The organism is Streptomyces sp. NBC_00080 (assembly GCF_045041255.1).
GTDB classification, from domain to species: Bacteria; Actinomycetota; Actinomycetes; order Streptomycetales; family Streptomycetaceae; genus Streptomyces; species Streptomyces coriariae.
This window is the reverse complement of the sequence record NZ_CP108235.1, coordinates 1,329,518-1,343,489: the sequence shown is the minus strand read 5'-3', so window position 1 is coordinate 1,343,489 and position 13,972 is coordinate 1,329,518. Positions and strand designations below refer to the sequence as shown.

Sequence of the window (13,972 nt, the reverse complement as noted above, 5' to 3'; positions counted from 1 at the left end):
AGCGGCGCAGCCGTCTCCGTCCTGCGTAGCCGATCGACCGCCTGCGCAGCCGATAGGGCATTGCAGCCAGGTGGCTGCGCAATCGGCCCGGTCGCCGATTGCGCAGGACTGGGGCGGTGGGCGGCGGCCGTGCTCAGCCGGCCCTCCTGCGCAGTCGGCCGGGCGGTTGCGGGGCACCTGGGGGAGGTCTTCCCCGCGGGGTGCCTGCGGCCGACGGTCCGCGCCCATGCGACGAGCCCGTTCTCGCGAGCCGACCGGAGCCGAATGCGGCGGCAGATTCCGGGAGCCGCGCACACGTGGGAACCGTGCGCAGTGGGCAGAGCGCAGGGGCGGGCCCGATCAGTTGGCCGACGTGTTCCGTGTCATCTCGGCTGCCTCGGTGATGGCGCGTTGTCTGAGATCGCCGAACAGCTGCATCGTGACGGCGGCCAGGACGTCGTCCCCGCCAACAGTCCGCCCGTCCCCGCGGCGGGTGGACAGGGCGAGGAGGGGGTCCTTGAGCAGCGGGGCCGGGGCCGGCTCGCCCGGCAGCACCAGACTGACCGTCCCGAAGCGCTTGACCCCGCCCTCGCGGACGACCTTGGCCGCGTCCCGGGCCAGGGCCGTCAGGAACACGCTCGCGATTCCGTCCAGGTCGCGGACCATCGCCGGCACGGCCCGCACCCCCCGGCGCCCCAGCAGCCTCCTCACCCCGGCCTCGAACCGGTGGGCGCCAGCCACACCACTCGGTGTACGCGCCCCGCGGCGCTCACGAAGAGACACGAGCGCACCATCGGCGTTGCGCACCTCGCCCATCAGGCCGTGGAAGGTCGGGCTGTGCAGGTACCACGCCGATCCCACCTCCACCTCGACGTTCCGGTCGATCGCCGAGATGAGGTCCTTGGGAGTCAGCCTCGTCCTGGCCTCCTCGGCCGCCGCGCTTCTCGCGCCGTCGATGATCTCCGTCAGCACGGTCCGCGTCACCGACGCGGCGGCCCACGCGGCCGGCCGGGAGACGTGCAACGAGGTCACGTCCCTGAACACCGCTTTGACGAGCTGAGGCTTGAACGGCAGGTCGGTCACGACGGAAGCGGTCTGTGGACCGCTGCGCTCGGTGCCCAGGAGTTGTGTGGTCATCGACGAATGTGCTTTCTGCTGTCGGAGGTGTCAGTGGTCCATGCCGCACCGGGCGGCGAGACCACAGAGCTCTGCGGAGGGCGCCGAGCCGGCACAGGGCCTGCCGGGCGTGGCCGCCGGCACACAGAGGTGCAGGGCGGCCCCGCCCGGATTCTCGGCGTTCCGGCGACCGGGCGTGCGGCAGGGGGTGCCACCCGGGCGACGCGCTGTGGTGCGGCGCCGTGCCGGTCAGGCGACCTGGTACCTGCCGACTTCCAGGAAGTGGCGCAGTGCTTCGGGTGTGTTGTCGTCGAGGGCGGCGTTGGCTGCCGCGCGCAGGGCCGGGCTGATGGACGGGTCGGCGAGGATGCGGGCGATGGCGACGCGGTCGTCCTCGGCCTGGGCGATCCGGTAGCCGGTCTCCAGCCAGGCGCGGATCGCGTCGGAGTCGTTGGCGTCCAGGAGGGCGTTGACCTCGGCGATGACGCGTCGGCCGCTGTCGGGGTCGGCGAGCAGGCGCGTGATGGCGACGCGGTCGTCCTCGGCCTGGGCGATCCGGTAGCCGGTCTCCAGCCAGGCGCGCATCGCCTCGGGGTCGTTGGCGTCCAGGAGGGCGTTGGCTTCTCGTGTCACACGCCGGCCGCTGTCCGGGTCGGCGAGGATCCGGGCTATGGCCACCCTCAGGTCGTCGGCGTCCGGCTCGTCCGCGGACGAGGACACCGCGGGCACCGTCACCGCGGTCGGTGCCGCCGTGGCGGCGAAGGACGGGGTGGCGAGCAGGGCCGGGGCGAGGATGCCCGCGGCAATGCCGGGCGCTACGCGATGCAGTCGCAAGGGGAATGCTCCTCTTCGTGGGCTACGGAGGTGAGTTGAGGACGCCTCATGGCGTTCACTTCGGTGATGCTGTCACCTGGGTCTGACAGTGGCAGTTGCCCCGCTGCGGTCGCAGGGCACCGTCGCCGCGGACGTGGCCGGTGTTTCATGGCGGCGCGCCTTCGAGAAGGGCGGCCTTGAGCGCGGCTCGTGGCTGTCGGGGCGTGATCGGGGCGAGACGATTCATGGGGGCGGTCGTGGTGTGGTCCGAGCGTGTGGTGGTGCGCGACGGGGTTCGGCTTGTCTGCCGGGACCGGGGCGGGCCGGGGGAGCCGGTCGTGCTGCTGCACGGCTTGGCCGTCATGCGGGCGAGTGGGAGGTGGTGGCCTCGCGGCTGATTGCCCGGTATCGGGTCGGCGCGGTCGATCAGCGCGGGCACGGCGCGAGCGAGCGTCATCCGCAGGATGTCTCCCGGGCCGCCTATGTCGCCGACGTCGTCGCTGCACCCGTGCCCCGGGACCAACACCCCATAAACCGGGAGCCGCGCTCAAGGGGGCGGTGGGCCAGGGCCGCACCGCCGGGGCCCTACTTTCTGTGCCTGCTCGTCGGCCTGCTCGAGGATCCGCCTGCGCGTCCAGCGCCGGCGCGGACGGAGTGGGCGTGGACCAGGAACCGTGGTCTGTACGTACAACCTCGCATCCGTCACCGCAGTAGGCGCAGCCCGCCACCTGGGCGAACGTCACGGCGCCGCTGAGGCTCCTGGACTGGGAGGGCTGGGGCGAGCTCCAGCGGGGAGTCACACGAAACCTTGCATCGGCCCAAGCCGGCGATTCGCGACCGAGCTCAGGACGTGGACCGGCTCACCTGACGCCTCTGCATCCAGGGCCACGGTCCGAGGAGCGGGGAAGGGGCGCGTCGACCTCCTCAGGCGTTGCCGGCCCTTCCCGCAACAGGCGTCCGTCCACCCTGCGTGGCCGCGGGCGCTGACACCATCGTGTCCGGGCCTGCGGCAGGAGATGACGGCTGGGTCAACGCTTGGGAGGCCGGGGCGGCGAGGGGCAGCACAGTGAGGGCGAGCACGGCGGCGATGCGGGGCACGGGGATCCCAGCCGGGAGAGGCGGGACGGGACGGCCCGGCGCGGCAGGTCTGTCATCCCGGCATGCTTTCGGCCCGGATCTCACCGATGGATTCCGAAACACGTCGGAAAGACGGTTCGATTGTGCCGGAGCGACGGTTGGAGTCAGGTACGAATGGACGGTTCGACGTCACCGTGCGCACAACCGGTCCAATGCCGACTGGCTCTCATCGTCCGCTGCACGGCAGATCATCAACCGCTGGTCCGGATCTTGGAGTGGCATAAGTACTTCGAAGTGCACGGCGATCACACCGGCGCCCGGATGCCGCATCACCTTGTGTCCGCGGCCGTTGACCTTGATGTCTCGCTCGGCCCACAATCGCGCGAATTCCTCGCTATGGGTGGTGCACTCGGTGATGAGGTCGGTCAACGCCTGGTCCTCCGGGTGCGCGGCCCACGCTGCGCGCAGGTGAGCGATTCCCTCCCGCACGACGCGTTTGCGGTCGACATAGAACTCGCGTATTTCCGGGTGTAGCAGGCACAGCCACATCGCATTGCGCTGCGACGGCGGCAGGCTGTCGAAATCCAGCAGAAGCCTCGCCATTTCGCCGTTCCAGGCCAGGATGTCGTAGCGGTGGTTCATGAGCATGGCCGGCAGCGGCGACAGGTCGGCGACCAGCCGAGCCAGCGGCGGCGCTGCAGTGATGGCGGGCTCGTCAGCGTCTCGGGGGCGCTGCTGAGTCAGGTTGAAGAGGTAGGCGCGTTCGTCGGGGGCCAGGCGCAGAGCCCGGGACAGCGCCTCCACCACGTTCGCTGAGGGCCGCAGCCCGCGGGCCTGTTCCAGCCGCACGATGTAGTCGATGCTGACTCCGGCCAGTTCGGCGACTTCTTCGCGGCGCAGTCCCGGGGTTCGCCGGGCCTGCTGACGCGACGGCAGGTTGAAATCGCGCGGGTCCAGGCGTTCGCGCCGGGTCCGCAGGAACGCGGCCAGCTCCTGTGTCGTGTCCACGGTGCGGGTCATCATGTTCGATCCAACCGCCAGGGTAGGACTGGTGTTCCCAGGAACTTCTTTCCCTTATCCCTGGCTCGCGGCGGTCACAGACTTGTTCCCGATAGCGGATCACAAGCACAGGAGGACACGATGTCGCTCACCCTCGACACCTACCGGCTGCTGGGCCGCTCCGGGCTGCGGGTCTCACCGCTGGCGCTGGGCGCGGCGACCTTCGGCACCGAGTGGGGCTGGGGCGCCGAGCAGGACGAGGCGCGTAAGCTGTTCGACCTCTATGTCGAGCGCGGCGGTAACTTCATCGACACTGCCAATACCTATACCAATGGCAGTTCCGAGCGCCTGCTGGGCGAATTCACCCGCGACAATCGCGAAAGCCTGGTGCTGGCAACGAAATACACCACGCTGCGCCGGCCCGGCGACCCGAATTCCGGGGGCCCTCACCGCAAGAGCCTGCTCGCGTCGGTGGAAGCCAGTCTGCGTCAGTTGAATACGGACTACATCGATCTGCTCTACCTGCACGTGTGGGATTTCACGACACCGGTCGAAGAGATCCTGCGCGGCATGGACGATCTGGTCCGGCAGGGCAAGGTCTTGTACGTGGCGATCTCCAACGCCCCGGCCTGGCAGGTGTCGCGTATGCAGGCGATCGCCGACCTGCGCGGCTGGTCGCCGCTGGTCGCCCTGCAGATCGAGTACAACCTGATCGAGCGTACCGGGGAACGTGATCTGATCCCCATGGCACGCGAGATGGGGTTGGGCGTAGTGCCGTATTCGCCACTGGCCGGCGGGGTGCTCACCGGTAAGTACAGCCGTGACGACCTGACCGCGACGAACGCCGCGGTCGACGACGGCACCCGTAAGAATTTCAACATCGCCAACGGCGGGCTCACCGAACGCAACTTGGACATCGCTGATGTCGTGAAGGAGGTCGCCACCGAGCTGGGCCGCACAGCCGCCCAGGTCGGGATGGCCTGGACCCTGCAGAACGCGGATGTGACGGCATCGCTCATCGGCGCCCGCACTCTCGCGCAGTTGGAGGACAATTTGGGCGCTCTGGAGGTCGACTTCACGGCCTCCCAACTGGCCCGCCTCGATGAGTCCAGCGCGATCGGACTCGGCTTCCCGCACGACATGCTCGCAAGTGACAGGATGCGCGCGGTGACCCACGGCGACCTGAAGGTCGAAACCCGCCGCTGATACCCGGTGATCACCCCGAGGGCAGCACTACCGCCCCCTCGAGGTGATCATGGGCACACCCTGTTGCCGGGCTGTTCCGGCGGCGAGGCTCGCCGCGCTCCTGGCGGGCCCCTTCTCAGAAGGCCGGCTGCCTGGGCGGGGGTGGGGAGCAGGCGGGCGAAGGGGTGGCCGGTGGCGGGGTCGACGGCCGCCGGCCGATGTCGGTGAGCCGCACGGCCAGGCGGAGCCGGGCGTTGGGCCCCACTCCGCCGTAGACCTCGCCGGTCTCGTCCAGCACCAGCCCAGTCGTACCGGTTCGGGTGAGGGTGAGTTGGGCTTCCTCTGCGGCTTCGCGGTGGAGGGTGTCCTCGGGTGTCCTACGGTGTCGTGGTGTCCAGCTTCGTCACCTCCGGCGGTACCGCGAAGGTCACCCTGCACTACGGCGACCTGAAGGCGAACACCACCTACGCCTTTCGCACCTCCGCCTACGACGGCAGCCTGTACGAGACGGACTGGTCGGCGTGGGCGAAGTTCAAGACCCGTGGGCGTGCCGTGGACATCAAGCTCCCGGAGCCGGGCAAGAGCGCACCGGCGGGCCTCATCACTACCGACGTTTCCGCGAACCGCGCGACGGTGTGGGGGACTACGCCCCGGGGATCTCGTCGAGACCCCCGGGAGGCACGTCCGCTTGATGGCCGTGTGGTCAGGGCGCGTCGATGAGGATCCGGCCGTCAGCGGGCACGAGCGCGGCGATTCCGCCTGCGTAGGCGGACTGTACGCGGGAGCGCTCGGTGGCGTTCGGTGTGGCGTTGGTGCAGGCCGTGCCGGCGCTCGATCCCGACATCAGCTGTGAGCAGGGGCCGGGCTTGGTGTCCGGCAGGCCGAGACTGTGACCCAGTTCGTGAGCGGCGATCCGGGTCTTGTCGTAGCCCTGATCCACGGCCTGGCTGCCGAGCTCGACGCGGACCTGACGGCCCGGACGAACGGGGCCGAGCGTGGCCTGCGGCCAGCCCGTGGTCGCGACGATCACGATCTCGGCCACGGTGCCGGGCGCCGCTTCCACCAGATGGACGTTGCTCACGTTCGCGTTCCATGAGGCGACTCCGGCCGCGATCGCGGCTTCCCAGCCTCCGGCGCGACTGTCGTCGTAGCGAAGGGTCACCGCTGCCGCCCGAGCGGCGGACGATTCACCCGCGGGAGCGGGAGCGGGAGCGGGGGCGGCGGTCGCGGCGCCCGCCATGGCGAGGACGAGCGCTGCGGCGGAAGTGCCTGCCTTGAACCAAGTGCCGAGGGGCATTGCTGCTCCTTCATCCGTGGGGGGAATCCGGCCCCGGCGGGGCCGGGTACGCGAAGGAGCGGTAGGGGTCGTCCGGCGGGGGCCGGACGCACCGTCGACCGCCCTCCGGGGCGTTGCGATGGTATGCCCTACAATCCCCGTTCGCCATGTACCTGACATAATGAATACCCGTCAGAATGCGGTCCCCAAGGCGAAATTGCCCGGCCAGCCACCGAACACCGCGGTCGCGGCCGAGCGGTTCAGGCTGCCGGAGCGGGTGTTGGTGTCCTCGGCGGGCACGGTGGCCCCTGGGTGGGGGCGTTGTGGATCAGGTGTGCGTGATCAGGTAGGCGGGGGCCCTCGTCGCGCCGGGCTCGTTCGATGGCGTCGAGGCGGGCGAAGGCGCGCGGCGCCATCAGCTCCTGCCAGGTCGCGAGGTCGTGGACGGCCCACATGTCGTGCTCTGCGGGATCGAGTCGGATCCGGCCGAGCTGGTCGGCGGTCAGCTGGCCTCTCGCGCTGAAAATCTGGACGGAGCGCCCTGCCAAGACCGACGCCGAAGTGGTCGTTCGCCGATACTTCAGCCTGCTCCGAGCCGGGAGGATCCCCGAGGCCGAACACGTCATCGATCACTACCCGGTCCGGCAGGTGCTCAAGTCGCTGTGGACCGGTTCCGTCGAAGCGAGCGCCGATGGGGACGAGGCGAGCGGCAGCCCTGCCGCCGACGAGTGGGAGCAGGACCTGTCCTGGCTCGGCGAACTCGATCTCGCGGACTTCCACCGGGGCCACACCGGGAGCCATGTCAACGTTGAGATCACCTACCGCGCAAAGATGATCGAGGTGGCATTGGGCTTCTGGGTCAGGCCCACCGACGTCGGCTGGGTCGTCGCGGGACCGGCCACAGCCTGGTAGGACACACGAAAGAGCAGCACGATCCCGGTGTCAGCGCAATTCTCCCGCTGGCGAACCGTCACATGTTGTCGATCGAGGACACGACCAGCCCGAGCATCCCGCCCCGTCCCACGCCCCCCCGTGACCTGCAGCTTCAGCTTGGAAAAGGCTGGGTGAGTCCAGGGAAGCCCTCAGGGAGGTCATCGCGGCGTTCCAGCGGAGGCGCGAGCCGTGTGCCCCGCCGACGCGCGGTGCGTCGGCGGGGCACGGCGGGGCGTGGTGAGTCGCGCTGGGGAACTGTCTGAGGGAACGCCATGGCCGTGGAGTTCGATGCCGTGATCGACCGGGACGGCGTGACGTGGCAGGCGTTCACGGACGATGACGGGGTGCTGGTCATCGATGTGGCCCGGCAGCCCGACGTTCCCCGGGTCAGCGCACCCTTCCGCGTGGCTTCAGCGGTGTCGGCGGCAGTTCCGGGGCGCGCAGTGGTGCGCCGTCGTAGCCCTTCACCTCGCCGAAGCGGGTGCCCGTCGTCCAGTCCTCGCGGGCCTGGGCGATCTCCTCCTGGGAGCGGCCGACGAAGTTCCACCACATGACGAGCTCCTCCTCGAACGGCTCGCCGCCGAGGAGCATCAGGCCCGCGTCGGACTCGGCCCGCAGGGACAGTTCGGTGCGGCCGCAGCCGAGGTAGAGCATCGAGCCCGGCAGTACGGGCACCCCGTCCACGTGTGCCTCGCCGGACATCGACAGCACGCCGTACTCGAAGTCGGGGTCCAGCGGCAGCCGGACGTCGGCGCCCCGGGCGAGTGCCAGGTCGGCGCCGACGAGGGGGGTGTACGTGGTGCCGGGGGAGGCGACGCCGTCGAGGGCGCCGAGGAGCACGGTGGCGCTGAGGCCGGGCGCGGTGACCGTGGGCAGGTCGGCGTGGTGCTCGAAGCGGGGGTCGGTGTGCCGGTGGGCGTCCGGCAGCGCCACCCACAGCTGGGCGCCGTGCAGGTAGCGGGCGTGCGACCGCGGGCTCTCCTCGGAGTGGCTGATCGCCCGCCCCGAGGTCATCAGCCCGAGTTCCCTGGGCCGGATGGTCTGGAGGCTGCCGGTCGAGTCGCGGTGCAGCACCTCGCCCTCGTGCAGCCAGCTGACGGTCTGCAGTCCCATGTGCGGATGCGGCGGGACCTGCATGCCGGGCTCGTCGGCGATGTCGTCGGGGCCGTAATGGTCGACGAACGCCCAAGCGCCGATCATGCGCCGTCCGAGGTTCGGCAGCAGCCGGCGCACCTCGGTCGACCCGCCGAGCTTCACCTGCCGGGGGCTCAGCAGTTCGCGGACGGGTTCGGCTACGACGAATCCACGGCCGCCGCACAGACTCGGTACGGGCGCGCGGTCAAGGTTGCTCATGCGGTCAACCTAGCGGTCGCGTGCGGCGGTGTGCAGAACGGGCGGCGCGGGCCGGGGCGTGGCTCCCGGCGGCGGCTTCAGTCGGCCAGGGTCGCGGCGAGCTCCGTGGTGGCCCGCACGAGGTCGGTGTCCCGCTCGGCGAGCAGTTGACGCAGGACGTCGCGCTGGGCGTGGACGGCGTGCCGGGCCGCGCGTTCCCAGGCCACGTAGTTGGCGGGGTGGTGCAGCAGCTTGGGGTAGGCGGCGGCGGTGGTCTCCCACTGGCGGGCGTCGGCGATGCTCTTCAGCAGGCCCAGGATCTCCGCGCGGCAGGTGACCTGGGGGAGCCGGACCAGTTCCCAGAGGAAGGGCACGGTGGCCGCCGTCGCCTCGTCGACCACGAAGCCGAACTGGCAGATCCGGCGGCGTAGTTGGCCGAGCGCCGTGCCGGCGCTCTCGGCGTCGCCGCGGGCGAGCGTGGTGAGCAGGAAGGGGATGCCCGCCGCGGAGCCGGTGGAGTCCTTGATCTCGGGCCACGGCACGTGTCCCAGGTCCTTGAGCGGTGCGGGTCTCTTCGTCGCAGTCATGTCAGGTGTCAAGAATCGGGTAGGGGTCGGTACGGGAGTGGGTCGGCAGCATCGCCCAGACGGTCTTGCCCACGGGAGGACGCCTGGTCCAGCCCCAGTGTTCGGAGAGGGCCTCGATGATGCGCAGGCCGCGGCCGTGTTCCAGGAGGTCGTCCGCGGTGCGCGAGTGGACGGGCAGGCTGTCGCTCGGATCCGTGACCGCGCACACCAGGTGCGCGCGGCGAAGGGTGAGCCGGAGCCGTACGTGGAACTCGTCCGTCGAGGTGTGCGGGAGCGCGTGCAGGACGGCGTTGGCGGCCAGTTCCGTGACGACGGTGACCGCGTCGTCGGTGCAGCGCTCCAGGGACCAGCAGTCGAGGGTGCGCTGGGTGAACTCCCGTGCCTGGGCGAATCCCTCCCGGCTGCCCGCGAGGTACAGGGCGGCGGTTCTGGGGGATTCGCGGACGGAGACGGACTCGTGGCTCCGGAACTGCGCAGGTGATGACACGGGCATCTCCCTGAAGCGGCGTCAGGACGTCTGGTTGGAAGTGCGGTTGACGGCATGGCTATTATCCACGCTGACGAGGTCCTCGTGCAATTTCACGAGAAATTGCGCGTACGAAGCGAGGAGAGTGCAGTGTCGTCAGTGTCGAACGGAGTGCGGGCGAGTTCGCTGGGCGTCCGCTGGATCAAGAGCAGTCACAGCAACGCCGAGGGCAACTGTGTGGAGGTCGCGGCCCTGGTCGGGGGAGGCGTCGCGGTGCGCAACTCCCGTGATCCCGACGGTCCGGCGCTGGTCTACACACCGGCCGAGGTGGCCGCGTTCGTGGCCGGGGCGAAGGACGGGGAGTTCGACCACCTCGTCTGACGCGAGGGCCGGCATGCGGTTCCGGCCCCTGGCCGGGCAGCTGGTCCGAGGGTCCGAGGGGATGGTGTGGAGACTCAATTCCCCTGCCGCGTGCGGTCGGAGGCCTTCGGATGCGATACTGCGGTCTGTCGTCTGCCGGTCCACGGGGAGTCAGGATGTCTGTCGAGTCGCCTCGAGTGTCCCGCCTCGAACCGTATCTGAACCGGGCCGAGCCCGCCCCGACCTTGCTGAAAATGCTGGTCGGTGTCCAGTTGGCGGGTATCCGGGAGGACGCGGGACTCTCCCAGGACCAGGCCGCGAAGGCCGTCGGGTTCAGTCCGGCGAAGCTGTCGCGCATCGAGGCGGGCAAGGGCCGCAGGCCACCCGTCGAGGCGGACGTCCGTGCGCTGCTGTCCCTGTACGAGACCGACGAGCACGAAGCCTCCGTGCTGCTCCGGTTGCTGCGGCAGGCGGGCGAGCCGGGCTGGTGGCAGCGCTACGACAAGCGGCTCATGCCCGAGTGGTTCGACCGGCTGGTCGGCCTTCAGGAAGCGGCCACCGCGATCCGCACCTTCGAGATCCAGTACGTGCCGGGCCTGTTGCAGACCCCCGCGTACGCACGTGCCGTCGTCGAGCGCGGGCTGCCTTCGGCGACCTCCCGGGAGGTCGAGCGCCGGGTGGAGCTGCGGACGCGGCGCACCGAACTGCTGCGCAGACCGGACGCCCCGCGGGTGTGGGCGGTCCTCGACGAGTCGGTGCTGCTGCGGGTGCTGGGCGGCCAGGACGTGATGCGCGAGCAGCTCACCCACCTCGTGGAGCTGGCCGGGCTGCCCCATGTCACGGTCCAGGTCGTCCCGTTGGACGTCACGCATGCCTCCGCGCCGGCCATACCGGTCACCTATCTGCGGTTCGGTGGCGTCGATCTGCCCGACGTCGTGTACCTGGAGCAGATCAGGAGCGCGACCTTCCTGGAGGACCGGGACGAGACGGAGGAGTACCGGGTCGCGCTGGACCGGCTCGCGGACGAGGCCCTCGATCCGCGTGCCTCGATGGCGCTGCTGAAGGAGACGGCGGAGCGGCGATACGCCGCCGCTCCGTGAGGTGAGCCGGCTCAGCCCAGGCGGCCCACTCCGCCGAACTCGATCCACTCCTGCGTGAGTTGGCGGGGAGCGACCTCGGTGTCGGGCCGCCAGGTGGAGACCTCCACCAGTCCCGGGTCGAGGATCTCCGTGCCCTCGAAGAGCGCGGCGAGGTCCTTCTCCTGACGGACCCGGCCCCAGTGGCCCTGCGTGGCCTTGTCCATGAAGTCGGTGACGAACGCCCTGACCTCAGGATCCTCGCTGACCAGCTGGCACATCACCAGGAAGCTGCCGGGCGCGAGGCGTTCGGTCACCCGGCGGACCACCGCCTGCGGGCCGTCGGTGTCGCTGTCGGGGATGCAGTGGAAGACCGAGTTGAACAGCACGGCCACCGGCTGCGAGAAGTCGATCAGCCGTCGGGTGTCCTCGTGCGTGAAGATCGCCTCGGTCTCCCGCAGGTCGGCGTGGATGACGGTGGTGCGCTCGTCCTGCTCCAGCAGGGCCCGGCCGTGCACGAGCACCATGGGGTCGTTGTCGACGTAGACGACGTGCGCGGTCGGGTCGACGCGCTGGGCGACCTGGTGCACGTTGTCCTGGGTGGGCAGGCCGGAGCCGTGGTCCAGGAACTGCCGGATCCCGAACTCCTGCGTCAGGGTCCTCACGACCCGTTGGAGGAAGCGCCGGTTGTTCAGCGCGAGGGCGCGTGTGCTCGGGACGACCTTGTCGAGCTCCTCGCAGGCCGCCCGGTCGGCCGCGTAGTTGTCCTTGCCGCCCAGGTAGTGGTCGTACATGCGTGCGGCTGTGGGGACGGCCGCATCGATCGACGTGGACAGCTGGTTGCCAGGCTGCATCTCTTCCCCCAGAACGCCGCCGCACCACGGACGGGCGCGGTCGACAACACATCCTAGGGAACCGGTAATTGGCGAACCACCCCCTTGATCGACGGTTCCCCTGAAGGTGTCGACGCGAGCGTCCTGATCTGGACTGATGGTCCAGAAGCTGGACGTGTGGTCTAATTTCACTCATGGAATCCCGGGAGTCCGAGCAGGACGTGATCCTGCGTGCGCTCACCCCCGTCGTCGACGGGATCGCGGCCACGTTCGGTCCGGTGTGCGAGGTGGTGCTGCACGACTACCGGCGGCCGGAGCGGTCCGTCGTCGCCGTCGCCGGATCGGTGACGGGGCGGACGGTCGGCGGGGCGATGAGCGAGATCGGCATGCGGGTCCTCGCCCGCGGCGACGACGCCGTCGACGAGCTGAACTACGTCACCCGCACCGGCGCCGGACGGCTGGTGAAGTCGTCCACGATGGTGCTGCGCGACTCCACGGGCGCGGTGTTCGGCGCGCTGTGCGTCAACGTGGACGTCACCGAGGTGGACCGGGTGCAGGGGCTGCTGGCGGCGCTCGCGGGGGCGGCGGGCGGCCGGGCCGAGGCGCCCGTGACCACGTTCGGCGACGACATCGACTCCGTCGTCGACGCCCTCCTCGACGACCGGCTGCGGCGCCAGGGGCAGACCTGGGCAGGCCTCGACCGGTCGCGGCGCCTGACGCTGTTCCGCAGCCTGGACGAACGCGGCGTGTTCGCCGTGCGCCGCGCGATCGAGCAGGTCGCCGCCCGCCTCGGCATCTCCCGCGCGTCCGCCTACAGCTACCTCTCCCAGGCCAGGGCCACGGACGGGACCGGAGTCGACGGCACCGCAGGCACCGGCACCGCAGGCGCCGACGACGACAACCCCGAGGGAGCACACCCGTGACGACCACACCCCCGACGATCACCCTGGACGACGTGCGCGACGCGGCCGCCCGGCTCAAGGGCGTCGCGCACCGTACGCCCGTGCTCCGCTCCCGCACCCTGGACGCGCTGGTCGGCGCCGAGGTCCTGCTGAAGTGCGAGAACTTCCAGCGCGTCGGCGCGTTCAAGTTCCGCGGCGCCTACAACGCGGCCTCCCGGCTGGCCCCCGAGCAACTCGCCCGGGGCATCGCCGCGTACTCCTCGGGCAACCACGCCCAGGCCGTCGCGCTGGCCGCGCGGGAACTCGGCACCACCGCGGTGATCGTCATGCCCGAGGACGCGCCCGGCTCCAAGCGGGCCGCGACGGAGGGCTACGGCGCCGAGATCGTGACCTACGACCGCTACACCGAAGACCGGGTGGCCATCGCCGACGCGCTGGCCGCCGACCGGGGACTGGCACTCATCCCGCCCTACGAGCACCCGCACGTCATGGCGGGCCAGGGCACCGCCGCCCTGGAACTCCTGGAGGAGGCGGGTGAACTGGACGCCCTGCTGGTGCCGGTCGGGGGCGGCGGACTGATCGCCGGCAGCGCGACCGCGGTCAAGGGGCTGCGGCCGGGCACCCGGATCGTCGGTGTGGAACCGGAGGCCGGTGACGACACCAAACGCTCGCTGGAGGCGGGCCGACGCGTCGAGATCCCGGTGCCGCGCACCATCGCCGACGGCCAGGCCCTGCACACACCGGGGGAGCTGACCTTCTCCGTGAACCAGCGGCTCGTGGACGAGATCGCCCTGGTCTCCGACGACGAGATCCGCGCGGCCATGCGGTTCGCCTTCGAACGCCTGAAGATCGTCGTGGAGCCGAGCGGCGCCACCCCGCTCGCCGCCCTCCTCGCCGGGCGGGCCGGCACCCTGCCCCGGCGCGTCGGCGTGATCGTCTCCGGCGGCAACATCGACACCGGCCGCTTCGCCGAGCTGTGCGGCGGCGTCTGAGGGCCCGCTACCACCGATTGGCGCCCCCCGCCCGACGGGCGGAGGA

At 70.5% G+C, this 13,972-nt stretch carries 17 protein-coding genes and 1 pseudogene; 8 read left to right on the top strand and 10 right to left on the bottom strand.

Annotated features, from left to right (window positions below; genetic code table 11):
* Positions 1–339: 339 nt before the first annotated feature.
* Positions 340–1,116: a hypothetical protein gene (locus OHU34_RS05975; protein ID WP_142267375.1), complete on the bottom strand. Its 777-nt coding sequence runs from the start codon at positions 1,114–1,116 to the stop codon at positions 340–342.
* Between the two features lie 228 nt (positions 1,117–1,344).
* Positions 1,345–1,929, bottom strand: coding sequence for an ALF repeat-containing protein (locus OHU34_RS05970; protein WP_405765176.1), 585 nt, complete (start codon positions 1,927–1,929; stop codon positions 1,345–1,347).
* A 224-nt stretch (positions 1,930–2,153) separates the two neighbouring features.
* On the opposite strand from OHU34_RS05970, the pseudogene OHU34_RS05965 reads away from it, so the two are divergent.
* Positions 2,154–2,410: pseudogene (locus OHU34_RS05965) on the top strand (alpha/beta fold hydrolase); the annotation flags it as partial.
* A gap of 764 nt (positions 2,411–3,174) precedes the next feature.
* On the opposite strand, the gene OHU34_RS05960 reads toward OHU34_RS05965, so the two are convergent.
* Positions 3,175–4,008, bottom strand: coding sequence for a helix-turn-helix transcriptional regulator (locus tag OHU34_RS05960; protein ID WP_405765173.1), 834 nt, complete (start codon positions 4,006–4,008; stop codon positions 3,175–3,177).
* A 117-nt stretch (positions 4,009–4,125) separates the two neighbouring features.
* Between OHU34_RS05960 and OHU34_RS05955 the strand changes: the two genes are divergently transcribed.
* Positions 4,126–5,190 (top strand): aldo/keto reductase, encoded by a 1,065-nt coding sequence (locus OHU34_RS05955; RefSeq protein WP_142267378.1) that lies wholly within the window; start codon positions 4,126–4,128, stop codon positions 5,188–5,190.
* A gap of 115 nt (positions 5,191–5,305) precedes the next feature.
* Here OHU34_RS05955 and OHU34_RS05950 read toward each other — a convergent pair whose 3' ends face one another.
* Positions 5,306–5,467 carry a hypothetical protein gene (locus OHU34_RS05950; protein ID WP_405765170.1) on the bottom strand — a complete coding sequence of 54 codons (162 nt, stop codon included), beginning with the start codon at positions 5,465–5,467 and terminating at the stop codon, positions 5,306–5,308.
* A gap of 92 nt (positions 5,468–5,559) precedes the next feature.
* On the opposite strand from OHU34_RS05950, the gene OHU34_RS05945 reads away from it, so the two are divergent.
* Positions 5,560–5,889, top strand: coding sequence for a hypothetical protein (locus OHU34_RS05945; RefSeq protein WP_405765168.1), 330 nt, complete (start codon positions 5,560–5,562; stop codon positions 5,887–5,889).
* Here the strand turns inward: OHU34_RS05945 and OHU34_RS05940 are convergent.
* Both OHU34_RS05940 and OHU34_RS05935 read right to left on the bottom strand, forming a co-directional pair.
* Positions 5,873–6,466: a snapalysin family zinc-dependent metalloprotease gene (locus tag OHU34_RS05940; RefSeq protein WP_142267380.1), complete on the bottom strand. Its 594-nt coding sequence runs from the start codon at positions 6,464–6,466 to the stop codon at positions 5,873–5,875. The two genes, OHU34_RS05945 and OHU34_RS05940, sit on opposite strands and share 17 nt — an antisense overlap.
* A 239-nt stretch (positions 6,467–6,705) precedes the next feature.
* The gene (locus OHU34_RS05935; RefSeq protein ID WP_405765165.1) at positions 6,706–6,993 is read right to left on the bottom strand and encodes a hypothetical protein; all 288 of its coding nucleotides are present in this window, start codon (positions 6,991–6,993) and stop codon (positions 6,706–6,708) included.
* A gap of 13 nt (positions 6,994–7,006) precedes the next feature.
* On the opposite strand from OHU34_RS05935, the gene OHU34_RS05930 reads away from it, so the two are divergent.
* Positions 7,007–7,357: a hypothetical protein gene (locus OHU34_RS05930; protein ID WP_405765162.1), complete on the top strand. Its 351-nt coding sequence runs from the start codon at positions 7,007–7,009 to the stop codon at positions 7,355–7,357.
* A gap of 408 nt (positions 7,358–7,765) precedes the next feature.
* On the opposite strand, the gene OHU34_RS05925 is transcribed toward OHU34_RS05930, so the two are convergent.
* The 3 genes from OHU34_RS05925 to OHU34_RS05915 form a co-directional block, all read right to left on the bottom strand.
* A complete protein-coding gene (locus OHU34_RS05925) occupies positions 7,766–8,731 on the bottom strand; it encodes a pirin family protein (protein ID WP_142267382.1) in 966 nt (321 codons plus the stop codon).
* A 77-nt stretch (positions 8,732–8,808) separates the two neighbouring features.
* Positions 8,809–9,297 (bottom strand): hypothetical protein, encoded by a 489-nt coding sequence (locus OHU34_RS05920; RefSeq protein WP_230193988.1) that lies wholly within the window; start codon positions 9,295–9,297, stop codon positions 8,809–8,811.
* A gap of 1 nt (position 9,298) precedes the next feature.
* Complete coding sequence (locus OHU34_RS05915; protein WP_230193987.1) at positions 9,299–9,790, bottom strand: ATP-binding protein; 492 nt, start codon at positions 9,788–9,790, stop codon at positions 9,299–9,301.
* 123 nt (positions 9,791–9,913) lie between these two features.
* Between OHU34_RS05915 and OHU34_RS05910 the strand changes: the two genes are divergently transcribed.
* The gene (locus tag OHU34_RS05910; RefSeq protein WP_107095593.1) at positions 9,914–10,144 is read left to right on the top strand and encodes a DUF397 domain-containing protein; all 231 of its coding nucleotides are present in this window, start codon (positions 9,914–9,916) and stop codon (positions 10,142–10,144) included.
* Between the two features lie 155 nt (positions 10,145–10,299).
* Positions 10,300–11,223 carry a helix-turn-helix transcriptional regulator gene (locus OHU34_RS05905; protein WP_028806474.1) on the top strand — a complete coding sequence of 308 codons (924 nt, stop codon included), beginning with the start codon at positions 10,300–10,302 and terminating at the stop codon, positions 11,221–11,223.
* A gap of 11 nt (positions 11,224–11,234) precedes the next feature.
* Here OHU34_RS05905 and OHU34_RS05900 read toward each other — a convergent pair whose 3' ends face one another.
* Positions 11,235–12,053, bottom strand: coding sequence for an SAM-dependent methyltransferase (locus OHU34_RS05900; RefSeq protein WP_142267384.1), 819 nt, complete (start codon positions 12,051–12,053; stop codon positions 11,235–11,237).
* 173 nt (positions 12,054–12,226) lie between these two features.
* Here OHU34_RS05900 and OHU34_RS05895 point away from each other — a divergent pair, with 173 nt between their 5' ends.
* Positions 12,227–12,955 (top strand): transcriptional regulator, encoded by a 729-nt coding sequence (locus OHU34_RS05895; RefSeq protein ID WP_405765157.1) that lies wholly within the window; start codon positions 12,227–12,229, stop codon positions 12,953–12,955.
* Positions 12,952–13,926, top strand: coding sequence for a threo-3-hydroxy-L-aspartate ammonia-lyase (locus OHU34_RS05890; protein ID WP_142267386.1), 975 nt, complete (start codon positions 12,952–12,954; stop codon positions 13,924–13,926). Before OHU34_RS05895 ends, OHU34_RS05890 begins: the two co-directional genes overlap by 4 nt.
* The last annotated feature ends 46 nt before the right edge of the window (positions 13,927–13,972 follow it).